Origin of the sequence: Candidatus Paracaedibacter acanthamoebae, from assembly GCF_000742835.1 — a bacterium.
GTDB lineage: Bacteria > Pseudomonadota > Alphaproteobacteria > Paracaedibacterales > Paracaedibacteraceae > Paracaedibacter > Paracaedibacter acanthamoebae.
Map to the genome: position 1 here is coordinate 1,008,810 of NZ_CP008941.1, position 23,096 is coordinate 1,031,905.

Consider the following 23,096-nt stretch of genomic DNA (forward strand, 5'->3'; position numbering starts at 1 on the left):
GCTGAAAACGAAAACAAGAAATCAAAAAGAAAAATAATCAACTGGTTGTGGGTTTTAAATGCCAATATCCTCAGTAAAAGATTTTTATAGTTCAAAGTTTATTTTTGAGGATGAAAAAATGTTTGCACGGGTCAATTTTCTCAAAAATTAGTAGATTTTAGGCATAATGGTGCATGCTCATTAAAGAAATTTAATATTAATTGAGTTTTTGAAAATCTAAAGAATTTAGCCGCTACAAGAATGCCTTCGGTTAATCATAGAGTAAGCAATATATTTTATTCCATAAGGGTGTACGCTGATTCTTTCAAAGCGGAGCAAAAGACGCTTGAATTTGTCTTCCAGGCAAAGATCCTCTCAATCGTACGGAAGCGCTCTTTAAAGATTTCAGGGCTAAACATAGGCTTGCATCCGCGCTTCGTCTTCTTTCTGTTTCTTTTGTTCGGGTTAATGTTAGGCTTCATTCCTACATTAAAAATCTTTTTACGGTTAGCTCTGCAATCATACACCCCATCAAGGCTCATGATAGAACCACGAAGGTCAAAACCAACTAATCTTGCAATCTTTATCAAGGGGTTAATGGCCTCTCGTATAAGGGGTGATTCATTTTGGTTACCGGGAGCAAATATCATAGGGGAAACAATATTACAATTCCGGTCGCAAATAGCCACAACCTTATCCCCTTTTGTATGCTTGTGGCCATTATATCCTAAATTACCACCCCTTTTTAGACGGGGTTGTAGAACCATCTCCATGAACGATACTTGTGTCTAATAAATTGTTTTGGAATAAACTATGAACTGTTCCAACAAAGATGCTTTTAAAGCATCCATCTTTTTGCCAACGCTGGAAAGTGCGGAAAATGCGGGTATGATGAATTTCTGGTTGCCCAAAATGTATTTTTTCAATAGGCAGCTCTTTCCACTGGCATCCCGTATGCATGATTTTCAAGATATAGTTGAAGATCCGATAAAATGGAATTTTTGCATGGGGGTCCTCTGGCTGCTGTCGTTAAATGAAGCAAGACAAATTCATTAAACTCATTTTCTTTTACATGGTTGGAATGCTTTGATATTTCCTGCTGTTTATCATCCTTCCTCCAATAGAATTTGAGTTACTTCAGGCAACAACCATACTGACTAACGCTTTGAAAATATATAAATAAAATATATTTTAGGTAAAAATTAAAACTGGCAATGAGTCGCTGGTAATTTACCCTCAATATACCTGCAAGGCTTTGAAACACTTGGCAGATTACTATGGCATTCAACTGAGTATGTGGAAGGTAGCCAATGCTTTCGATAATGCCGTTGCGGAAAGCTTTTTCCATACTTTAAAAACTGAGCATGTTTATTTTGAATCATACAAAAACCTTGAGGAGGCAAAAATGAATATATTCGAGTATGTTTATGATTTTTATAACCAAACCCAAAGGCATTCCACGCTGGGATACTTATCGCCAGCCCAGTTTGAGAAAAACTTTTGTGCACAACAAAAAGTTTCTCTTCTTAGTGTCCAATAAATGGTTGCAAGATCACTTCATCCCAACCGCTAATGGTTGGATCTATTGCGCTATCATCTTGGATTTATTCTCAAGAATGGTCGTAGGGTTAGCAATTGAAGCAAGCATGACGGTCAAGCTTGTTGGGATTAAACCCCCTAGTGTTTCTTGCCTTGACGGATAAATTGAAAAATGCTTTAGTATTTTTTGAGTTAGGTGAATAAGGGGGGCGCAGCTTCGATATGTCTGAAATCCTTTCTTTATAATTGACTGGTTACTCCTTGCTTTTCAAGCCTTCCTCAAAAATTATAGTGGTTAGCACCATATTAATTAATACGGATTCATCGCATTTTATTAGGTGTAGTTGCAGATAAATTAAAAATTTATTTATCAGAAAGGTAAGTATAATGGATAAAGCTTCACTGGTAGGGACCTGGAAACTATTAAATTTTGAACTAAGATCTAATGATGGGGAAGCTATATACCCTTTCGGAAAGGAGCCGATAGGTTATATTATTTATACTCTGAATGATTATATGAGTGTGGCAATTATGTCTGCTAATCGGCCTGAATGGAGCACAAATGATTTTCTTGGTGCCCCAACTGATGAAAGATTAGAGATAGCAGATAACTTTATAGGATATTTAGGTCGATATGAAATTATTAACGATATGATTAATCATTATGTGGAGGTTAGCTCCTTTCCAAATTTTATCAAAGTTAAGCAAACAAGAAAATATGAACATAAAGATAATCAGCTAATACTAACATCTCCTCCCCACCTTCGTGATGGGAAAGAGATGCATTATCATGTAATATGGGAACGTGCATAATCCCATGTATGGACCTGCCGACTGAGTCACTTGGCAAAAGCCAAAGGTCTTCTCTCTAAAACAGACAAAATCGATTCTATGGTTTTGGCAGAATATGGTCTTAGGTTACAACCAAAACTCTTTTCAGATGCCTCTCAGAAAACCTACGAATTGCGGCGTTGTTGCGTAAATGGGAAGCAAGAACAAACTTCCCCTTTTCCCAAAATTATTAGATTTTAACTGATTCCGGCATGCCAAGTTTGGTTCCGTTGCAAATTTGGAAATAAGGTGATTTAAGATTGCAATCCCTCAGGGACTGGACAGAATTTAGGCGTAAACGTTGAAAAGACGATTGAAAAAACGAACCTGATCTTGATAGCTTTTTGTCAAATAAATTGTTTGCTCTTTAAGCATCATGGCCATGGCTTCAATGCCTTTGAGCGTTCGGTTAGCCGTCTTAAATGATTGGAAGCCTAACATGGGCCGGGTACGGCGTTTGATGCGTCGATGGTCTTGTTCAAGGATGGTGTTGAGGTATTTAATTTGCCTATGCTTCAGGTTCTGATCTAAGATGCCCTCCTTCTTCAATTCTCCTATAGCTGTATGATAAGAACAATGCTTATCTGTGGTAATAGAGGAAGGCCTATATTTACATTGCTTCAGCATTTTTTTAAAGAATCGCTTAGCAGCGGCCAGGTCCCGAGTATGTGCCAGCATAAAATCAACAGTCCTCCCATATTTATCGACGGCTCGATAGAGATACTTCCATTGGCCTTTGACTTTAATGTAAGTTTCATCCACTCTTAAAGACCAAGCTGAAGGTCGAGCATACCAATGTATCCTTTTCTCAAATTCGGGAGCGTAATGCTGGATCCAGCGGTAAATGGTTGTATGGTCAACCTTTATTCCTCTTTCACTAACCATTTCTGCTAATTGGCGATAGCTGAGGGGATAACGTAAGTACCAGCGTAAGCATTGCAAGATAACTTCTGGAAGGAAATGTCGATATCTGAACTCTTTAGGTTTCATTGCAGTGACCATTTATTAGATAATTTACCCTTAACCTAACAACTTCTCAAGAATTTGCAACGGAACCCTTTCGTTAACTCCCTTACTTATGAAATTTTTGGATAAATAGTAACGCCCTCTAAGCTCGTCTTCAACTGCGACGATTCCCATGCTGTGGGTGAAGCCTTGCAAGTATTGGTTATAAAATGAGTAACTGAATATATCCACGAAGTAGACTTTACTTTCTTCGGCTTTAATAACAGTAAATCCTTTAACCGTGCCCATATTAGGATCAGGAATGGTAACATTGAAGCCTATCTCATAATAACCTGGATTAAGCTGGATTGTTTTATATTGACCAGGCTTTAGCAGCCCTAGTTTGTTCACTTGAGTTAATTTGTTATCCTTTAGAAGGCCTAGAGTAAGGCTATGGAGAAAAGAGTCGTTGTCCCTACTATTGTTCTCAAAGCGTTCCTGGTTTATGGGAGTGCAATCTATAGAAATTTCCTTAGCATTATAAAATATGGAAAGTTCATCCTGCCAGCTTTTAAATTGCTTCCTGCTCACTTGCTACACATAATGTTTAAAACTAAAAATACAATAAAATTATTTTTGAAATTTAGCGACAGCCTGAAGGAGATATTTTCAATAGAAGAACTTGGCTTACCCGCCAAACCCTCTATCGTCACGTCGGCCCCCAAGGAGAACTTCGAGCAGATGCCCAAAATCTTTTAGAGAAGAAGAGGGGAGCAAACTTTTACATCTAATCCTCAATAACCTTTTGCAACAAGGCCTAGGTTTCTTCTCTATGTGCGTATCCTTCATGATCCACATCCTCAGAATCTTTTTCGCTAACCTGCCAAATACTTAAGTGTGGTCCCAAATCTTCCTCGTCACCGGTACTATCTTCTCCAAGCTGCCAAATATTTAAGTGCGGTTCCGAGTTTTCCTCGTAATCGGTGCTATCTTCTCCGAACATTCCTGAGCGATAAACTCTCCTGAAATAACGTTGGGCTGTATCATATTGTGAATCCTCGCATGTCACCCCTCTTAATGAGCCCAGTTTATTCATACTTTCCTTGTCAAGAATTTGGCCTTCCAAGTCAAGACGGATGGGAGTAAGGCGTGTTCCTAACACATTAATGAAGGTTTGAAAGGATATATGTGTACGTTGGGTAACCGAATTAAATCCTTTCTGTATTTCTTTCTCCCCCTCCTCCTTGGCAGTTTTTTTGCTATGTTTGGTAAGCCACCCAACCATCATAGGAGCATGCTTCTCAAGTTCTCGCATATATGTCCCTTTCATCTTAATTCTCCTAATATCAGGCATACTACAAAAGATGGTACTGTCGCATCTGTTTGAGGAGAGTATAATTGTGAGTAAGACGGCCTGATTTTGGACACCCTAAGCCATTAGGTTGGCAAAATTAAGAAATGCAGATTGAGAAGCTGTTTGTCCAATTATTTGCCCTTTTTGTATCATACGAATATTTTCGATTCCTGAAATAGTCTGTTTGGCTGAATAGAAGTTTTTAAACCCAAGAGTTGGCCTTGTTCGTTTCTTGATAAATCGATGATCCTGCTCAACAATATTGTTGAGATATTTGATTTGTCGTATCTCAATTTCATCGCCTTTTGAGACATTCTTATTAAAATAATCAAGGGCTGCTTTGTTGCTACAACTCTTGTCAACTGTCACTTTGTCAGGCTTTCCATTCTGCTTGAAAGCCTTTCTGAAAAAGGCCTTTGCAGCATCAGCATCTCTTTTGGCTCGCAGTAGAAAGTCAATAGTATTTCCTTGACTATCGACGGACCGATAAAGGTAAACCCATTTCCCGTTCAACTTGATATAAGTCTCGTCCATGCGCCAGCTCCCCCTAACTGGTTTTTTGCGCTGACGAACACGCTTATCAATTAGATACACAAACCGACGCACCCATCTCTGTAACGTCGAATGGTCGATAATGGCCCCTCTGATCATCATCATTTCTTCCAAGTCTCTGTAGCTTAGAGAAAATCGACATTTCATATACACAAAAAGCATGATAACTGAGGGAGAAGAACAAAATCCTTTAAAATGGGGAAGAAGACGGGGACATATGGTGAGCATCTAAACAGACTGTTTTCTAAACCTTTACACCTTAATCTCTCAATTTTCAACAAATGCGACAGTACCCATTTAAAGAAGGTAAAGGGAAACAAGATAAGGCTTGTGCTGCTCTTTTTGATAAACGGCTGAATTCTGGTACAGGCAATATCTTTCCTGAAAGAGTAAATAACGATTCAATAAAACCTATCACTTGTCTTAAAGCTAACTTGAATAAATGACGGAAAGTTAGGAGGAGATTTATACAAGTCTGAGAGTAAACTAAAGGCCGGCCCCGTTTTCGTTCTTCTGCTGAAGGAGCTAACCAGCTTTCCTCAAGATCTTCACTTAACCAAACTGTTAAAGATCCTCTTTGCTTCAAAGCCTTATTATACTCACGCCAGTTTGTTACTTTATAAGAAATCTTCTTGGTTGAAAATTTACTAATCTGCTTCTTCATAAACTCAATCTACCAAATCTATTGCAGCCTATCTCCTATTTATCAGTTCATGGGTATTTTGGCAACAAAGTGATAATAATGCTCTTAATGGATTTTTGTCGGGGAAATAGCACCTAGAATGAGATGAATATGTAAGTTAATTACTTAAAATTTTAAGATGCAACAGACCCTCCTTCCCGTGTTGCCTTCGCGATACGGACTTGAAGTCGATGAACCTGCTCTTTTGCCTGTTGCCAATTAATGGTATTCCAGGTTAAAGATGTGGCTGCGGATGCACCAGTCATAGATTCTTCCATAATCGTCATTTGCTTTTCCTCATAAGATCGACTCTCCAAGTTTTCTCACGATGAAGACCCGTCGGACGTGGGCTCACTTTCGTGCCTGGTGAAATTTAAACCAGTATCCTAACCATTACAGCTAGGCTTTCGCTTTTTCCGACATCCTGCTCTCGCACCACCATAAGCTTTCCTTACGGTCAACTGTCCCAGGGTTACCCTTGGAAATGGTACGAGGTTGCCACGTTCCACAAAGCTGAGCATGTTGGGTTAGGCACTTGCTATTGACCGAGGAGAGTGGTGACCACGCAGATGAAGTAACTAATCATTCTGCCTTCTCCTATTACCTTTTGGCTTCAGTGTATCAACCACTTTCACTGGTTATTGGTGACGATCTTTAATCACAAGTTCACATATGTTTGCCATACCAACTCCCTAGCACTCATCCAGTCGTGGTTACTAGAAGGGCTTGCCTCTCGCGATTTAAACCCCAGGCATTACTGCCTTTCGTTACATTGTCAGACCCGCTCTTGATTCAGGGCCCTAGGGTCACCCCGTGGCAGGGGTGGTTTCCTCACTTCTATAGAGAAGAGGGAAACAGCTCTTCTTTGCGACCTCGTGTCGCAAAATTACAGCCAATACGGCGTTCAGCCATTAAGCGCTTCTTTAAGATCTTTTGTAAGGTTGTAGTCATCTCTATTTCCGTTTTAAAAGGAAGAACCCAAGTTCTTCCTTTGGTGCCTATGCGCCCTGAACTAATAATAAGCGACCAAGTGCCGAATAGATTATGACATTGCTTAATTTCGTACCATCGGTAAATACCCTTGGCAGGGTCAATTGCTTTAAGTCGATAATTCTGCATTTTTCTTCACAGTTGTGTGGATAAGTCAGCGTAATAATCCTTATATATGGCGATCAAAATGGCTCTTTATAAGGAAAACACCTGTTTGCCTTTTAATTAAGCAGTTGCTCTTATTATAAGTAGAAGAAAAACTATTTTTAAGTAAAGAAGAGATTTGAATTCACGTGGCTAAAACAGACGGTAAGGGGGCCTAGCACGTTGTATAAGAGGGGGACTTCTTCGTTTTACGATCCTTCCAGGACAATCTAGGACCACAGGCAGCCATATGCACGGTTCTCCGATCATACCGCTTGTTAACCTTATCCAGAGCCAGACTGATTTGTTGCGTCTTATGGGTATCTACTTCAGGCTTATCAAATAAACTGAGTTGAGTTTGAGTAATAGGCATTTAATCCAAAGCAGCAAGGCTCACAGGTGCTTACTCTACAACATGCTTGTGTATAGACTAATTATTTAACATAATTTTTATTATAATATCAGATAAAAAAGGCGGAAAAGCGTAGCTAGCCCACATGGATAAGTGACTTGGCAGCGTGTGGCCCCACATGAAACCTATGTCTTTAACCCCCCTCCTTATGCGCAATTGGGGTTATTACTAAGATCAAGAAAAATATGAAAAATTGTCTTATGGATATGACTGATAAGATGATGCTCATGCGCCGTTCTTTTGTTGAGACAATCTTTTCTTCAATGAAGTCCTTTAATACCTTGATTCATCACCGTCATCGTTGCCCAATTAATGCTTTTGCTCATCTCTTTGCTGGTCTCATTAATTACCAACTCAGGCCAGATAAGCCTTCTCTCCACTTTCTTACTAACCTCATCCCTTAAACGCAATTGGGGTATGTCTTTATGTTCAGAAAATAAGTCAGATAAAATAGGTTTGCTTTTTGAATCTGCGAGAATCACCGGCTTACGATAGATTGCCAGACATTTAATAATTTTTTTATCGTGGCATTGTTAGGATCATCACTTGTAATTATATTAATTGGAACCGGAACAAAACCACCTAATACACAAGCCCAAAAAGCTGTTATAAAATCTTGGTTTACTGATAACTGAAAAATAACTTTATTTTGTGGCTGTATTCCTTTTTCTTTTAATCCTGACAACACTTTCTGAGCATTTATTAATAAATCAGGATATGTCTGAAAAAAATCCTCACCATTTTCCTGGATATACATGATTCCATTTTTCTCATGCCGCCTTACGGCATTAAGAAGCATCTGAGCTAATGTAAGAGGAAGTTGCTCCTTTTTTTCTAAGCTAGTTCCCATGCAAATTGAAAGTTTTCCTATAATCTCCTCTTCTGCAAACATTTTGGCTGTCTCCTCTCCCTCTTTTATGAAATATTACCCTCTAGCAAGCTTGCGATTCTCTGAACTTTTTCTCCCACTTCTTATTGTTGAATTTTGAGAGAGATTTGAAAGGTAGCTAGCAAACTTTGAAATTGTTATATGGTTAAAAAGTTCTATTATTGAAAACTCTAAATGGAACTCCTTCTGTAATTTGGAATGTAGCTGAACCAACAGTAACGAATGACCTCCCAATTCAAAGAAGTTGTCATAAATACCCACCTTGTCAACTTTAAGAACGCTTTTCCAGATCTCACATAGGGCCTTCTCCGTCTCTGTTCGAGGAGCGGCATATGCCTTCTCATCACCTCGATAGTCGGGAGCAGGCAATCCTTTACGATCCACCTTGCCATTGGCCGTTAAGGGAATAGCATCCAATATTACAAAAGCGGATGGAACCATATAGTCTGGAAGAACCGTTTGGAGATGGGCCCTTAACTCTGTAACGTCAATGGCGCCTTGTCCTTTATCTTTAAACACAAGATACCCCACAAGCCGCTTATCCCCTGGCGTATCTTCCCTTGCGATCACCACTGCTTCCTTAACTTGAGGATGTTTAAGGAGTGCAGCTTCTATCTCTCCCAGCTCTATTCTGAAACCTCGAATCTTTACCTGATCATCACAGCGGCCTATATATTCAATGTTCCCATCTTCTAGCCAGCGACAAAGATCGCCTGTCCGGTAAAGACGATCGTTCTTGCCCTTTTGCTTATCGCCTTCTGTCCGGAAGGGATTCGCAATAAACCTCTCCGCTGTCAGCTCAGGCCGATTCAAATACCCACGAGCTAATCCTTCGCCTCCTATATACAGCTCTCCAGGTACACCTACTGGAACAGGATTTAGAGAGGGGTCGAGTATATAAACTTGTGTATTAGCCACGGACTTACCAATCGTTGGAGAATCTCCTTCTAAAGGTGTAAAAGTCGACCATATTGTTGTTTCTGTGGGACCATAAACATTATAGACATAAGGCGTAAGGTTCTTAAGATCCTTAAATAACTTTATGGAAAGCGCTTCTCCTCCTGTGAGAATTTTCATACCTTCCCTGCTCGTCCAGCCAGAATCTAAAAGCATGCGCCAGGTTGAAGGAGTAGCTTGTATGATGGAAATATTCCTTGCATCGACAATCCTTTTTAAATAGTCAGGGTCGGCTTCTCCTTTTTGTTTGGTAACAACAAAAGAAGATCCCGTAATTAGGGGCAAATAAATCTCTAAACCTGCAATATCAAAGGTAATGGTCGTCAAAGCAAGCCAACTGTCAGCTTGTGTAAGTTTTACATTTTCTTGGATGCTCATAAGAAGATTAAGAACGCTCCGATGTTCAATCGTAACACCCTTAGGCTTACCTGTTGAACCTGATGTATAGATCACATAGGCTAGGTGATGAGGTTGTGTTATGTGATTGGGATTAGATGTTGGATATTTGGTAAGTTTTTCTTGATCTGTGTCTACAAAAAAAACTTCTGCTTCTGTTCTTGGCAATCTCTTAAGAACATCTTGTTGTGTGAGGATCATAGAAGCTTTCGTATCTTCTAGCATAAATTGGATACGGTCTTGAGGATAGGATGGATCGATCGGAACATAAGCCCCACCTGCTTTTAAGATCGCTAGAATACCGATGATCATCTCTAACGATCGCTCACAAGCGATTGCCACCAATGCATCAGGCTTGACTCCTTGTTCTCTCAAGTAATGAGCAAGCTGGTTGGCTCTTTTGTTGAGCTCTTGGTAAGTAAGTTCTTGTCCTTCAAAAATGACCGCTATGTTATTTGGCGTCTTTAGGAGTTGCGTTTCAAACTGCTGATGGATCGTCTTGTCTTCAGGATAGTCCCGTTGGGTGGCATTCCATGTGTTGATGAGTTGATGCTTCTCTTCAGCAGCCAACATCTCTAGTTGTGCAAGATTCTTATCAGGATTCTCTACTATTTCTTCTAAGAGATTCTGGAAATGCCTTTGCATCCTCTCAATTGTTTCAAGTTTAAACAGATCTATTGCATATTCAAATGATCCTTGTAAGCATCCATCAGTCTCTATAAGATTCAGGGTTAAATCAAACTTCGCTACTGGATACTCAAAAGTCTGCTCCTTCGCTTTTAAACCTTTCAGCTTTAGCGCGCTGTTCTCTGCAGCGTTCTGCAAAATAAACATCACTTGAACAATTGGCTCCTGAGCAAGACTGCGCTCAATCTCTAAATGCTCAACCAATTTCTCAAAAGGCAGATCTTGATGATCATAAGCCTCTAGGGCCTTCTGTTTCACTTGCAAAAGAAGGTCCTTAAAGCTTAAGTCCGACGAAAGATTAGCTCTCAAAGCAAGCGTGTTCACAAAAAAACCAACAACACGCTCGATCTCTTGGCGATTGCGATTCGCAATAGGAGATCCAACGACAATATCTTCCTGATTCGTATAGCGATATAAGAGCGCGTAAAAAGCCGAAAGGAGAGTCATAAACAATGTGGCTTGCGTCTCTTCACTGAGCTCTATTAATTTCTTGGTTAGAGTCGGAGATAAAGAAAAGCTTGTTCGGCTTCCTTTATAGCTCTGTACAGGGGGCCTTGAATAATCTGTGGGCAGCTCTAATAACGTAGGTACTCTTTGAAGCTCCTCTTCCCAATAGGCCAGCAGTTTCTGGTAAGCTGCTCCTTCTTCTTTGAGATGCTCTCTCTGCCAAACACTAAAGTCAGCATACTGTACGGGTAAAGGCGCAAGATCTGCTTCTCGGCTTTCCAGAGTCGCGTTATAAAGTTCAGAAAGCTCATCAATAATTATTCCCATTGACCATCCATCCGCAACACTATGATGAATGGTGAGAACAAAGATATGTTCTTGCTCATTTTGTTTAATCAGCGCAGCCCTTATCAGTGGGCCTTCTATTAAGTCAAAGGGAGCTAAGGTCTCTTCTTCAATGCACTCTTTCAACTTAGAAACTCTAGCTTCGGCTTTTAAAAGAGAGAGATCTACGAGAGGAAGATCAAGGTTTAAATTTTCCTTAATTATTTGATAAGGCTCTCCTTCTTCAGTCTTAAAGACCGTTCTTAACGCCTCATGACGCTCGATAAGCTTGTTCAAAGCTGCTTGAAGGGCGTTCTGATCAAGGAACCCCTCCAACCGTAAAGCCATAGGAATATTATAAAGAGCGCTACCTGGCTTTAGTTGATCAATAAACCACAACCTAGCTTGCGCAAAGGAAAGAGGAAGTTTTTCTGATCTTTGGATAGGAAGTAGAGGAAATTCTTCATCCTTCGGTGTTGCGTCTTTGGATGCAATGCCTTTCGCTAAGTCAACTATAACGGCGCTTTTAAAGAAGTCTCTTAAAGAAAGTTCAACCCCATACTGAGATCTCAAACGAGACACAACTTGCGTAGCAAGAAGAGAATGACCTCCCAATTCAAAGAAGTTGTCATAAATACCTACCTTGTCAACTTTAAGAACGCTTTTCCAGATCTCACATAGGGCCTTCTCCGTCTCTGTTCGAGGAGCGGCATATGCCTTCTCATCACCTCGATATTCGGGAGCAGGCAATCCTTTACGATCCACCTTGCCATTGGCCGTTAAGGGAATAGCATCCAATATTACAAAAGCGGATGGAACCATATAGTCTGGAAGAACCGTTTGGAGATGGGCCCTTAACTCTGTAACGTCAATGGCGCCTTGTCCTTTATCTTTAAACACAAGATACCCCACAAGCCGCTTATCCCCTGGCGTATCTTCCCTTGCGATCACCACTGCTTCCTTAACTTGAGGATGTTTAAGGAGTGCAGCTTCTATCTCTCCCAGCTCTATTCTGAAACCTCGAATCTTTACCTGATCATCACAGCGGCCTATATATTCAATGTTCCCATCTTCTAGCCAGCGACAAAGATCGCCTGTCCGGTAAAGACGATCGTTCTTGCCCTTTTGCTTATCGCCTTCTGTCCGGAAGGGATTCGCAATAAACCTCTCCGCTGTCAGCTCAGGCCGATTCAAATACCCACGAGCTAATCCTTCGCCTCCTATATACAGCTCTCCAGGTACACCTACTGGAACAGGATTTAGAGAGGGGTCGAGTATATAAACTTGTGTATTAGCGACAGGGGATCCAATGGGAACCGTTAAAGTTGTTATGTTTTGCCCTGTCCCATCATAGCTCGTGGTAATAATGGAACTTTCAGTAGGACCATATGCGTTATAAATCTGGCCGCCTGATAATGAGGATATTTTTTCATAAAGAGTTTTAGAGAGTGACTCACCTCCTACTATAACATAACGTAGGTTAGCATATTTATTTCCTTTGAGTGAAAGAGCAATTAAAAGATTCTCTATCGTTGTAGGCGTACTATGAAGTACAGAAATCGAATGAGACAAAAACAAACCTGCCAAATGCTCAACATCTTCTAAAATAGCGGGTATAATAACTTGCGCTCCACTGATCAAAGGCCACCACAAAGCCATTACAGAGGCGTCAAAACTAAATGATAATTGGTGCAAAAACCCATCATCAGCTGTGAGCGGTGCATAGTCTTGATACCATAGAAGACGGCCACAGACGCTCCGATGTTCAATCGTAACACCCTTAGGCTTACCTGTTGAACCTGATGTATAGATCACATAGGCTAGGTGATGAGGTTGTGTTATGTGATTGGGATTAGATGTTGGATATTTGGTAAGTTTTTCTTGATCTGTGTCTACAAAAAAACTTCTGCTTCTGTTCTTGGCAATCTCTTAAGAACATCTTGTTGTGTGAGGATCATAGAAGCTTTCGTATCTTCTAGCATAAATTGGATACGGTCTTGAGGATAGGATGGATCGATCGGAACATAAGCCCCACCTGCTTTTAAGATCGCTAGAATACCGATGATCATCTCTAACGATCGCTCACAAGCGATTGCCACCAATGCATCAGGCTTGACTCCTTGTTCTCTCAAGTAATGAGCAAGCTGGTTGGCTCTTTTGTTGAGCTCTTGGTAAGTAAGTTCTTGTCCTTCAAAAATGACCGCTATGTTATTTGGCGTCTTTAGGAGTTGCGTTTCAAACTGCTGATGGATCGTCTTGTCTTCAGGATAGTCCCGTTGGGTGGCATTCCATGTGTTGATGAGTTGATGCTTCTCTTCAGCAGCCAACATCTCTAGTTGTGCAAGATTCTTATCAGGATTCTCTACTATTTCTTCTAAGAGATTCTGGAAATGCCTTTGCATCCTCTCAATTGTTTCAAGTTTAAACAGATCTATTGCATATTCAAATGATCCTTGTAAGCATCCATCAGTCTCTATAAGATTCAGGGTTAAATCAAACTTCGCTACTGGATACTCAAAAGTCTGCTCCTTCGCTTTTAAACCTTTCAGCTTTAGCGCGCTGTTCTCTGCAGCGTTCTGCAAAATAAACATCACTTGAACAATTGGCTCCTGAGCAAGACTGCGCTCAATCTCTAAATGCTCAACCAATTTCTCAAAAGGCAGATCTTGATGATCATAAGCCTCTAGGGCCTTCTGTTTCACTTGCAAAAGAAGGTCCTTAAAGCTTAAGTCCGACGAAAGATTAGCTCTCAAAGCAAGCGTGTTCACAAAAAAACCAACAACACGCTCGATCTCTTGGCGATTGCGATTCGCAATAGGAGATCCAACGACAATATCTTCCTGATTCGTATAGCGATATAAGAGCGCGTAAAAAGCCGAAAGGAGAGTCATAAACAATGTGGCTTGCGTCTCTTCACTGAGCTCTATTAATTTCTTGGTTAGAGTCGGAGATAAAGAAAAGCTTGTTCGGCTTCCTTTATAGCTCTGTACAGGGGGCCTTGAATAATCTGTGGGCAGCTCTAATAACGTAGGTACTCTTTGAAGCTCCTCTTCCCAATAGGCCAGCAGTTTCTGGTAAGCTGCTCCTTCTTCTTTGAGATGCTCTCTCTGCCAAACACTAAAGTCAGCATACTGTACGGGTAAAGGCGCAAGATCTGCTTCTCGGCTTTCCAGAGTCGCGTTATAAAGTTCAGAAAGCTCATCAATAATTATTCCCATTGACCATCCATCCGCAACACTATGATGAATGGTGAGAACAAAGATATGTTCTTGCTCATTTTGTTTAATCAGCGCAGCCCTTATCAGTGGGCCTTCTATTAAGTCAAAGGGAGCTAAGGTCTCTTCTTCAATGCACTCTTTCAACTTAGAAACTCTAGCTTCGGCTTTTAAAAGAGAGAGATCTACGAGAGGAAGATCAAGGTTTAAATTTTCCTTAATTATTTGATAAGGCTCTCCTTCTTCAGTCTTAAAGACCGTTCTTAACGCCTCATGACGCTCGATAAGCTTGTTCAAAGCTGCTTGAAGGGCGTTCTGATCAAGGAACCCCTCCAACCGTAAAGCCATAGGAATATTATAAAGAGCGCTACCTGGCTTTAGTTGATCAATAAACCACAACCTAGCTTGCGCAAAGGAAAGAGGAAGTTTTTCTGATCTTTGGATAGGAAGTAGAGGAAATTCTTCATCCTTCGGTGTTGCGTCTTTGGATGCAATGCCTTTCGCTAAGTCAACTATAACGGCGCTTTTAAAGAAGTCTCTTAAAGAAAGTTCAACCCCATACTGAGATCTCAAACGAGACACAACTTGCGTAGCAAGAAGAGAATGACCTCCCAATTCAAAGAAGTTGTCATAAATACCTACCTTGTCAACTTTAAGAACGCTTTTCCAGATCTCACATAGGGCCTTCTCCGTCTCTGTTCGAGGAGCGGCATATGCCTTCTCATCACCTCGATATTCGGGAGCAGGCAATCCTTTACGATCCACCTTGCCATTGGCCGTTAAGGGAATAGCATCCAATATTACAAAAGCGGATGGAACCATATAGTCTGGAAGAACCGTTTGGAGATGGGCCCTTAACTCTGTAACGTCAATGGCGCCTTGTCCTTTATCTTTAAACACAAGATACCCCACAAGCCGCTTATCCCCTGGCGTATCTTCCCTTGCGATCACCACTGCTTCCTTAACTTGAGGATGTTTAAGGAGTGCAGCTTCTATCTCTCCCAGCTCTATTCTGAAACCTCGAATCTTTACCTGATCATCACAGCGGCCTATATATTCAATGTTCCCATCTTCTAGCCAGCGACAAAGATCGCCTGTCCGGTAAAGACGATCGTTCTTGCCCTTTTGCTTATCGCCTTCTGTCCGGAAGGGATTCGCAATAAACCTCTCCGCTGTCAGCTCAGGCCGATTCAAATACCCACGAGCTAATCCTTCGCCTCCTATATACAGCTCTCCAGGTACACCTACTGGAACAGGATTTAGAGAGGGGTCGAGTATATAAACTTGTGTATTAGCCACGGACTTACCAATCGTTGGAGAATCTCCTTCTAAAGGTGTAAAAGTCGACCATATTGTTGTTTCTGTGGGACCATAAACATTATAGACATAAGGCGTAAGGTTCTTAAGATCCTTAAATAACTTTATGGAAAGCGCTTCTCCTCCTGTGAGAATTTTCATACCTTCCCTGCTCGTCCAGCCAGAATCTAAAAGCATGCGCCAGGTTGAAGGAGTAGCTTGTATGATGGAAATATTCCTTGCATCGACAATCCTTTTTAAATAGTCAGGGTCGGCTTCTCCTTTTTGTTTGGTAACAACAAAAGAAGATCCCGTAATTAGGGGCAAATAAATCTCTAAACCTGCAATATCAAAGGTAATGGTCGTCAAAGCAAGCCAACTGTCAGCTTGTGTAAGTTTTACATTTTCTTGGATGCTCATAAGAAGATTAAGAACGCTCCGATGTTCAATCGTAACACCCTTAGGCTTACCTGTTGAACCTGATGTATAGATCACATAGGCTAGGTGATGAGGTTGTGTTATGTGATTGGGATTAGATGTTGGATATTTGGTAAGTTTTTCTTGATCTGTGTCTACAAAAAAAACTTCTGCTTCTGTTCTTGGCAATCTCTTAAGAACATCTTGTTGTGTGAGGATCATAGAAGCTTTCGTATCTTCTAGCATAAATTGGATACGGTCTTGAGGATAGGATGGATCGATCGGAACATAAGCCCCACCTGCTTTTAAGATCGCTAGAATACCGATGATCATCTCTAACGATCGCTCACAAGCGATTGCCACCAATGCATCAGGCTTGACTCCTTGTTCTCTCAAGTAATGAGCAAGCTGGTTGGCTCTTTTGTTGAGCTCTTGGTAAGTAAGTTCTTGTCCTTCAAAAATGACCGCTATGTTATTTGGCGTCTTTAGGAGTTGCGTTTCAAACTGCTGATGGATCGTCTTGTCTTCAGGATAGTCCCGTTGGGTGGCATTCCATGTGTTGATGAGTTGATGCTTCTCTTCAGCAGCCAACATCTCTAGTTGTGCAAGATTCTTATCAGGATTCTCTACTATTTCTTCTAAGAGATTCTGGAAATGCCTTTGCATCCTCTCAATTGTTTCAAGTTTAAACAGATCTATTGCATATTCAAATGATCCTTGTAAGCATCCATCAGTCTCTATAAGATTCAGGGTTAAATCAAACTTCGCTACTGGATACTCAAAAGTCTGCTCCTTCGCTTTTAAACCTTTCAGCTTTAGCGCGCTGTTCTCTGCAGCGTTCTGCAAAATAAACATCACTTGAACAATTGGCTCCTGAGCAAGACTGCGCTCAATCTCTAAATGCTCAACCAATTTCTCAAAAGGCAGATCTTGATGATCATAAGCCTCTAGGGCCTTCTGTTTCACTTGCAAAAGAAGGTCCTTAAAGCTTAAGTCCGACGAAAGATTAGCTCTCAAAGCAAGCGTGTTCACAAAAAAACCAACAACACGCTCGATCTCTTGGCGATTGCGATTCGCAATAGGAGATCCAACGACAATATCTTCCTGATTCGTATAGCGATATAAGAGCGCGTAAAAAGCCGAAAGGAGAGTCATAAACAATGTGGCTTGCGTCTCTTCACTGAGCTCTATTAATTTCTTGGTTAGAGTCGGAGATAAAGAAAAGCTTGTTCGGCTTCCTTTATAGCTCTGTACAGGGGGCCTTGAATAATCTGTGGGCAGCTCTAATAACGTAGGTACTCTTTGAAGCTCCTCTTCCCAATAGGCCAGCAGTTTCTGGTAAGCTGCTCCTTCTTCTTTGAGATGCTCTCTCTGCCAAACACTAAAGTCAGCATACTGTACGGGTAAAGGCGCAAGATCTGCTTCTCGGCTTTCCAGAGTCGCGTTATAAAGTTCAGAAAGCTCATCAATAATTATTCCCATTGACCATCCATCCGCAACACTATGATGAATGGTGAGAACAAAGATATGTTCTTGCTCATTTTGTTTAATCAGCGCAGCCCTTATCAGTGGGCCTTCTATTAAGTCAAAGGGAGCTAAGGTCTCTTCTTCAATGCACTCTTTCAACTTAGAAACTCTAGCTTCGGCTTTTAAAAGAGAGAGATCTACGAGAGGAAGATCAAGGTTTAAATTTTCCTTAATTATTTGATAAGGCTCTCCTTCTTCAGTCTTAAAGACCGTTCTTAACGCCTCATGACGCTCGATAAGCTTGTTCAAAGCTGCTTGAAGGGCGTTCTGATCAAGGAACCCCTCCAACCGTAAAGCCATAGGAATATTATAAAGAGCGCTACCTGGCTTTAGTTGATCAATAAACCACAACCTAGCTTGCGCAAAGGAAAGAGGAAGTTTTTCTGATCTTTGGATAGGAAGTAGAGGAAATTCTTCATCCTTCGGTGTTGCGTCTTTGGATGCAATGCCTTTCGCTAAGTCAACTATAACGGCGCTTTTAAAGAAGTCTCTTAAAGAAAGTTCAACCCCATACTGAGATCTCAAACGAGACACAACTTGCGTAGCAAGAAGAGAATGACCTCCCAATTCAAAGAAGTTGTCATAAATACCTACCTTGTCAACTTTAAGAACGCTTTTCCAGATCTCACATAGGGCCTTCTCCGTCTCTGTTCGAGGAGCGGCATATGCCTTCTCATCACCTCGATATTCGGGAGCAGGCAATCCTTTACGATCCACCTTGCCATTGGCCGTTAAGGGAATAGCATCCAATATTACAAAAGCGGATGGAACCATATAGTCTGGAAGAACCGTTTGGAGATGGGCCCTTAACTCTGTAACGTCAATGGCGCCTTGTCCTTTATCTTTAAACACAAGATACCCCACAAGCCGCTTATCCCCTGGCGTATCTTCCCTTGCGATCACCACTGCTTCCTTAACTTGAGGATGTTTAAGGAGTGCAGCTTCTATCTCTCCCAGCTCTATTCTGAAACCTCGAATCTTTACCTGATCATCACAGCGGCCTATATATTCAATGTTCCCATCTTCTAGCCAGCGACAAAGATCGCCTGTCCGGTAAAGACGATCGTTCTTGCCCTTTTGCTTATCGCCTTCTGTCCGGAAGGGATTCGCAATAAACCTCTCCGCTGTCAGCTCAGGCCGATTCAAATACCCACGAGCTAATCCTTCGCCTCCTATATACAGCTCTCCAGGTACACCTACTGGAACAGGATTTAGAGAGGGGTCGAGTATATAAACTTGTGTATTGGCGACAGGGGATCCAATGGGAACCGTTAAAGTTGTTATGTTTTGCCCTGTCCCATCATAGCTCGTGGTAATAATGGAACTTTCAGTAGGACCATAGAAGTTATAGATCTTCTGACCTTCTACGCTTGAAATTTTTTTAAACGTTTTCTGCGTAAAGGTCTCACCAGCTAACATAATTTTTTTAATATGGGGAGCTTTTTGGAATTTTTGAGATTCTAATAAAGAGTCCATTAAAGAAGGAGTGCTTAATAAAGCTGTCACTTGATGCTTTGATATAAGTTGAATTATATAATCCGCATCACTCAGGCCTTCTCCAGAAGGTATAATCACTTGCGCTCCATTGAGTAATGGCCACCATAAGCTGACGACAGCTCCATCAAAGCTAAACGAGAACTGATGAAGATATTGATCCTGAGAAGATAAGGGTGTATACTCTTGCCACCATAACAATCGATTACAAATACTGTGATGTTCAATCATAACACCCTTGGGCTTACCTGTGGACCCAGAGGTATAGATCACATAGGCTAGATGATGAGGTTGGGTGATATAAAATGGATTTGATGTTGGATATTTGATAAGTTTTTCTTGATTTGTGTCTACCAAAAAAACTTCTGCTTCTGTTCTTGGCAATCTCTTAAGAACATCTTGTTGTGTAAGAATCAATGAAGCTTTGGTATCCTCTAACATAAACTGGATACGGCCTTGAGGATAGGAAGGATCGATCGGAATATAAGCCCCTCCAGCCTTTAATATCCCTAATATTCCGATAATCATCTCTAACGACCGCTCACAAGCGATTGCCACCAACGTATCGGGCTTAACTCCTTGTTCTCTCAAGTAATGAGCAAGCTGGTTGGCTTTGGTATTCAATTGCTGATAGGTCAGCTGTTCCTCTTCAAAGATCACTGCTATGTTGTCAGGAGTCCTAGCAACCTGTTCTTCAAACAGCTGGTGAATCGTCTTGTCTTTGGGATAATCCTTCCCCGTATCATTCCAATCAATCAGAATCTGCTGCTTTTCTTGTCCATTTAGTATTTTTAATTCATTTATTTTTTTATTTGGGTAATTTAAACTATCATCTAATAGAACTCGCCAGTGATCCACCATACATTCGATGGTAGTCCTAGTATATATGTTAGCATTATACTTTAAGATAATCTGATAACTGTTTTTTTCTGAATATATCTCCATAATAATATCGAGTGGTAATTTCCCAGCCTCTAGATCAATGATTTCGCACTCTATCCCTTGTAGATTTATTAAATTCAATATGGAATTGTTAAAAGAAAATGCTACCTGGTATAGTGTTTCTCGATTGATTGTTCTCGGCAAGTTTAATTCAGTCGCAAGTTGTCCTAAAGAAACGTCTTGATATGCATATCCTTCTAGGACAGAATCTTCGTTTTCGCAAAGAAGATCAATGAAACTCATGGAGGATTTGATTTGAATTCGAATAGGTAAAGTTTTAACAAAATAACCAATGGTATTTTCTATCTCTTCACTCATCCTCCCTAAAAAAGGTACTCCTATGGTAAAATCATCCTGATTTGAATAACGATACAAAAGGCCACTATATGCTGAGAATAATAAATTAAAGGGCGTTACGTTATTGGCTTTTGAGAAATTTGATATCTTTAAACAAATATCTGCAGGTAAATCATACTTGTATATATTTATATCTGGGCTTATGGGTTCTCTTGGTCTATCAATAGGCAAGTCAATTGGTCTTAGATCTTTCAACTTGGATTTCCAATACTCTAAATTCTCACCTAATTCGCTAAATGTATGGTTTTCTTGCTGTTCAATGTACTCTCTGTAAGAATAGCTTGGAAGTAATGAAAAAGCCTCCATTTCCCCTGAAAAAGCATTGTAAGCTCTACTTAATTCCTCAAAGAATATTTTATATGAAGCTCCATCAAAAATAATGTGATGCAAAGCTATTATTAATACATGAACCTCTGGGGAATATTGAATTAGGGTAAATTTAACGAGAGGGCCTGCTTCTTGATCAAAAACTTTATTCATCTCAAGCTCAAAGACTTCCTGAGCATGAGCTTTGATCATATTTTCATCATCACCTAAACTTGAACAATCTTTCATTGTAGAAGTAAGATTAATAGTAGAATTTATTTTAAAAAAGAGCTCTCCCTTTTCTTGAATGATTATTGCTCTTAACAATTCATGGCGGCTTATAATTTCCTCAAGAGCTTTTAATAAGGCAGATTGGTTAAGTTTTCCATTCAGCTTAATTGCCATGCCAGTAGTATACATAGATGTATCGGGATAAATTGCATTATGGTGCCAAAGTTGTTGCTGTCCTAAAGAAAGCTTAAAACTTGTCGATGCGTCGTTAAGTTTCATTTAAACTCTTCCCTTATAATTATTTTCTCTTAATTTTATATATTCTTTTATTTCTTAAGCGGCTCTAATTTCGAGTTTTGTTGCATGAGCAACCAATACTGAATATTCTATTCTTATCCCTTCTCTATCACTTTGATCAGTAGCATATAAAAATAATAATTTCCAAAAGAAATTCATTCTGTTATACTAGTGTACGTGTCTTACGAGCAAACATAGTGAGCTATCCTCAAAGGCCTATCGATGTGTAAGGCGCCTGCATATTCTGGTACAGGCTCATAATAGTAAGAGAACCCTTTTTCTTCATTCCAGGCACCCTCAAAAGCAAAAGGGATGTGTTCATGCCTCAACCACCCTGTTCCTTTTGCTTTTATGTAAGCCTCTTGACACACCCACCTTTTAAAAAAGGCTTCTACCCTTTTATTTTGGGGCATTGATGCCAATTGCGCTCGTTCAGATATGCTAAAAATTTTTTTGGATAGATAGCTCGTCGGTGTCTAGATCTTGGTTAATATATTCTATATCGACCCCCACTTCGTATGTGGAAGAGAAAGCATAAAGGGCGTAATCTTTAGAATGAGAGAGATTAAAATAGAGCCCCTCCTCTTCAACTAAACAAGGCTTCCCCCATAGGCCATAAACGATTTCAACATTTTGGGGTGCTTTTTCAAGATAGTAAGACAAAAGATATCTTAGGATTCCGCGTGCCGCCACAAATTGGCATCGATCCTTAGAAAACCTAAAGGCCTTTGCTCTTTCTAATTCATCTACGGATAAAATCGATTGCCAATAAACTTCTCGGATTTTATCATTGAGCAGATGGGCTAGCCAGAGATGGACTTCATCATTAAGGAGAACTTTCTTATGAAATCTATCATGTTCATCATTGCGCATTTGATATTAATTCCCAAACCCTGAATCCATCAGGAAAGCTTTATAAATTTATTTTCATGATTTAATCGTGTGATTTTGTCAAGCACCTATAATTGGTCTCGTTTCAAAGTGGTTCTGTCGCATCTGTGAAGGAAGATTATGGTTTTAAGGAAAATTATCTGCTATTTGATTGATAATTTTTAATATAGTTTTTTGATTATCCTTAATAAAGAAGTGCTGTCCAGGAAATGATAGATGTTCGAATTTTCCTCTTGTATATGCTGACCAAGCAAGAATTTCTTCTTGATTAACGCTTTGATCATCGGTTCCTGAAAGAGCGAGAATATCAAAGGGGAATGGTTTGGGCTTCGAAAAACTATAATTTTCATAGATGCTAGAATCACTTTTTATTATATGTAGAAATAAATTTAAAAGATCGTCGTTGTTTAATATGCATTCATCTATGCCATTATAGGCTTTCAGCTGCTCTTTTAAATTTGTATCATCTAATTGAGAACTCCTTATTGGGGAAAGTAAATGAGGTGCTTTGGCAGCTGAAATGATCATATGACAGGGGTATAGAAAATATAATTGATGAATGGTTTTGATAAACTCAAATGCAATTAAAGCACCCATGCTATGCCCAAATACAAAAAAAGGTTTATTTTTATAGATGCTAAACCCTTTACTTAATTCATCAGTAATTTCTTTTATATTATTTCTTAGTGGCTCACTAAATCTATTTTCTCTTCCAGGAAGTTGAATAGCGATCATTTCAATTTTAGGAGAAAGGTACTCTAACCATGGATAAAATGTTGAAGCGCCTCCCCCCGCATGATGGAAGCAAAAAAGTCTAATTGCAGCTTCCGGTTTTTTTTTATATTGTAAATAACAACCTGGATTGTTCACTATCAAAATACTCCCTATTCTTAAAATGTTGCATATCTGTGTAAACTTTTTAATAGTAAGAATTACGCTCTGAATTAAGCCTCTCTGCCATTTAATTCAAAGGGCTGTCTAGTGTCAAGATTTTT

At 40.1% G+C, this 23,096-nt stretch carries 20 protein-coding genes; 4 read left to right on the top strand and 16 right to left on the bottom strand.

The genetic code is table 11. The features are described 5' to 3' along the window. Positions 1-275 precede the first annotated feature (275 nt). Positions 276-752, bottom strand: a complete 477-nt coding sequence (locus ID47_RS13165; RefSeq protein ID WP_232223270.1) for a transposase — start codon at positions 750-752, stop codon at positions 276-278. Beyond that, the gene (locus ID47_RS13855) at positions 712-939 is read right to left on the bottom strand and encodes a hypothetical protein (protein ID WP_420887369.1); all 228 of its coding nucleotides are present in this window, start codon (positions 937-939) and stop codon (positions 712-714) included. The genes ID47_RS13165 and ID47_RS13855 overlap by 41 nt, the downstream gene beginning before the upstream one ends. 304 nt (positions 940-1,243) lie before the next feature. Between ID47_RS13855 and ID47_RS12320 the strand changes: the two genes are divergently transcribed. The 3 genes from ID47_RS12320 (at position 1,244) to ID47_RS04570 (ending at position 2,331) form a co-directional block, all read left to right on the top strand. Next, positions 1,244-1,519: an IS3 family transposase gene (locus tag ID47_RS12320; RefSeq protein WP_075261560.1), complete on the top strand. Its 276-nt coding sequence runs from the start codon at positions 1,244-1,246 to the stop codon at positions 1,517-1,519. Beyond that, on the top strand, positions 1,509-1,682 hold the full coding sequence (locus ID47_RS13175) for a hypothetical protein (RefSeq protein WP_198022352.1): 174 nt from the start codon (positions 1,509-1,511) through the stop codon (positions 1,680-1,682). The genes ID47_RS12320 and ID47_RS13175 overlap by 11 nt, the downstream gene beginning before the upstream one ends. 223 nt (positions 1,683-1,905) lie before the next feature. Beyond that, the gene (locus ID47_RS04570) at positions 1,906-2,331 is read left to right on the top strand and encodes a lipocalin-like domain-containing protein (RefSeq protein WP_038464391.1); all 426 of its coding nucleotides are present in this window, start codon (positions 1,906-1,908) and stop codon (positions 2,329-2,331) included. A 306-nt stretch (positions 2,332-2,637) separates the two neighbouring features. Here the strand turns inward: ID47_RS04570 and ID47_RS04580 are convergent, their stop codons facing one another. From ID47_RS04580 to ID47_RS04615, 8 genes are all read right to left on the bottom strand, one after another. Beyond that, the gene (locus ID47_RS04580) at positions 2,638-3,339 is read right to left on the bottom strand and encodes an IS6 family transposase (RefSeq protein WP_051908590.1); all 702 of its coding nucleotides are present in this window, start codon (positions 3,337-3,339) and stop codon (positions 2,638-2,640) included. A gap of 30 nt (positions 3,340-3,369) precedes the next feature. Beyond that, positions 3,370-3,885: a hypothetical protein gene (locus ID47_RS04585; RefSeq protein WP_156956651.1), complete on the bottom strand. Its 516-nt coding sequence runs from the start codon at positions 3,883-3,885 to the stop codon at positions 3,370-3,372. A gap of 226 nt (positions 3,886-4,111) precedes the next feature. Next, a complete protein-coding gene (locus ID47_RS04595; protein WP_038464402.1) occupies positions 4,112-4,624 on the bottom strand; it encodes a hypothetical protein in 513 nt (170 codons plus the stop codon). Between the two features lie 99 nt (positions 4,625-4,723). Next, positions 4,724-5,428: an IS6 family transposase gene (locus ID47_RS04600; protein WP_038462876.1), complete on the bottom strand. Its 705-nt coding sequence runs from the start codon at positions 5,426-5,428 to the stop codon at positions 4,724-4,726. Between the two features lie 46 nt (positions 5,429-5,474). Next, positions 5,475-5,864, bottom strand: a complete 390-nt coding sequence (locus tag ID47_RS04605) for a transposase (protein WP_051908345.1) — start codon at positions 5,862-5,864, stop codon at positions 5,475-5,477. Positions 5,865-6,016: 152 nt separating this feature from the next. Then, the gene (locus tag ID47_RS12605) at positions 6,017-6,169 is read right to left on the bottom strand and encodes a reverse transcriptase N-terminal domain-containing protein (protein WP_084675911.1); all 153 of its coding nucleotides are present in this window, start codon (positions 6,167-6,169) and stop codon (positions 6,017-6,019) included. A gap of 550 nt (positions 6,170-6,719) precedes the next feature. Next, positions 6,720-7,001: a WGR domain-containing protein gene (locus tag ID47_RS04610; protein WP_051908592.1), complete on the bottom strand. Its 282-nt coding sequence runs from the start codon at positions 6,999-7,001 to the stop codon at positions 6,720-6,722. A 190-nt stretch (positions 7,002-7,191) separates the two neighbouring features. Beyond that, entirely contained in the window at positions 7,192-7,389 is a 198-nt protein-coding gene (locus ID47_RS04615) for a DUF4113 domain-containing protein (protein WP_038464405.1), read from the bottom strand. 203 nt (positions 7,390-7,592) lie between these two features. Between ID47_RS04615 and ID47_RS04620 the strand changes: the two genes are divergently transcribed. Then, positions 7,593-7,832: a transposase gene (locus tag ID47_RS04620; protein ID WP_269516741.1), complete on the top strand. Its 240-nt coding sequence runs from the start codon at positions 7,593-7,595 to the stop codon at positions 7,830-7,832. A gap of 74 nt (positions 7,833-7,906) precedes the next feature. Here the strand turns inward: ID47_RS04620 and ID47_RS04625 are convergent, their stop codons facing one another. From ID47_RS04625 to ID47_RS04640, 6 genes are all read right to left on the bottom strand, one after another. Further along, positions 7,907-8,320 (bottom strand): AMP-binding protein, encoded by a 414-nt coding sequence (locus tag ID47_RS04625; RefSeq protein WP_038464410.1) that lies wholly within the window; start codon positions 8,318-8,320, stop codon positions 7,907-7,909. Between the two features lie 33 nt (positions 8,321-8,353). Continuing rightward, a complete protein-coding gene (locus ID47_RS13650) occupies positions 8,354-13,054 on the bottom strand; it encodes a non-ribosomal peptide synthetase (RefSeq protein WP_269516742.1) in 4,701 nt (1,566 codons plus the stop codon). After that, positions 13,021-21,192, bottom strand: coding sequence for a non-ribosomal peptide synthetase (locus tag ID47_RS11645; RefSeq protein ID WP_051908597.1), 8,172 nt, complete (start codon positions 21,190-21,192; stop codon positions 13,021-13,023). Before ID47_RS11645 ends, ID47_RS13650 begins: the two co-directional genes overlap by 34 nt. 200 nt (positions 21,193-21,392) lie before the next feature. Further along, complete coding sequence (locus ID47_RS11650; RefSeq protein WP_051908599.1) at positions 21,393-21,623, bottom strand: hypothetical protein; 231 nt, start codon at positions 21,621-21,623, stop codon at positions 21,393-21,395. A 28-nt stretch (positions 21,624-21,651) separates the two neighbouring features. After that, entirely contained in the window at positions 21,652-22,083 is a 432-nt protein-coding gene (locus ID47_RS04635; RefSeq protein ID WP_051908602.1) for a 4'-phosphopantetheinyl transferase family protein, read from the bottom strand. A 144-nt stretch (positions 22,084-22,227) separates the two neighbouring features. Next, entirely contained in the window at positions 22,228-22,971 is a 744-nt protein-coding gene (locus ID47_RS04640) for a thioesterase II family protein (protein WP_051908604.1), read from the bottom strand. Between the last annotated feature and the right edge of the window lie 125 nt (positions 22,972-23,096).

What these genes read in the sequence shown, in the direction of transcription:
- ID47_RS13165 (WP_232223270.1), bottom strand. Translation starts at nt 752, where the DNA reads ATGGAGATGGTTCTACAACCCCGTCTAAAAAGGGGTGGTAATTTAGGA.
- ID47_RS13855 (WP_420887369.1), bottom strand. Translation starts at nt 939, where the DNA reads ATGCATACGGGATGCCAGTGGAAAGAGCTGCCTATTGAAAAAATACAT.
- ID47_RS04570 (WP_038464391.1), top strand. Translation starts at nt 1,906, where the DNA reads ATGGATAAAGCTTCACTGGTAGGGACCTGGAAACTATTAAATTTTGAA.
- ID47_RS04580 (WP_051908590.1), bottom strand. Translation starts at nt 3,339, where the DNA reads ATGAAACCTAAAGAGTTCAGATATCGACATTTCCTTCCAGAAGTTATC.
- ID47_RS04595 (WP_038464402.1), bottom strand. Translation starts at nt 4,624, where the DNA reads ATGAAAGGGACATATATGCGAGAACTTGAGAAGCATGCTCCTATGATG.
- ID47_RS04600 (WP_038462876.1), bottom strand. Translation starts at nt 5,428, where the DNA reads ATGCTCACCATATGTCCCCGTCTTCTTCCCCATTTTAAAGGATTTTGT.
- ID47_RS04605 (WP_051908345.1), bottom strand. Translation starts at nt 5,864, where the DNA reads ATGAAGAAGCAGATTAGTAAATTTTCAACCAAGAAGATTTCTTATAAA.
- ID47_RS12605 (WP_084675911.1), bottom strand. Translation starts at nt 6,169, where the DNA reads ATGACGATTATGGAAGAATCTATGACTGGTGCATCCGCAGCCACATCT.
- ID47_RS04610 (WP_051908592.1), bottom strand. Translation starts at nt 7,001, where the DNA reads ATGCAGAATTATCGACTTAAAGCAATTGACCCTGCCAAGGGTATTTAC.
- ID47_RS04615 (WP_038464405.1), bottom strand. Translation starts at nt 7,389, where the DNA reads ATGCCTATTACTCAAACTCAACTCAGTTTATTTGATAAGCCTGAAGTA.
- ID47_RS04625 (WP_038464410.1), bottom strand. Translation starts at nt 8,320, where the DNA reads ATGTTTGCAGAAGAGGAGATTATAGGAAAACTTTCAATTTGCATGGGA.
- ID47_RS11645 (WP_051908597.1), bottom strand. Translation starts at nt 21,192, where the DNA reads ATGAAACTTAACGACGCATCGACAAGTTTTAAGCTTTCTTTAGGACAG.
- ID47_RS11650 (WP_051908599.1), bottom strand. Translation starts at nt 21,623, where the DNA reads ATGCCCCAAAATAAAAGGGTAGAAGCCTTTTTTAAAAGGTGGGTGTGT.
- ID47_RS04635 (WP_051908602.1), bottom strand. Translation starts at nt 22,083, where the DNA reads ATGCGCAATGATGAACATGATAGATTTCATAAGAAAGTTCTCCTTAAT.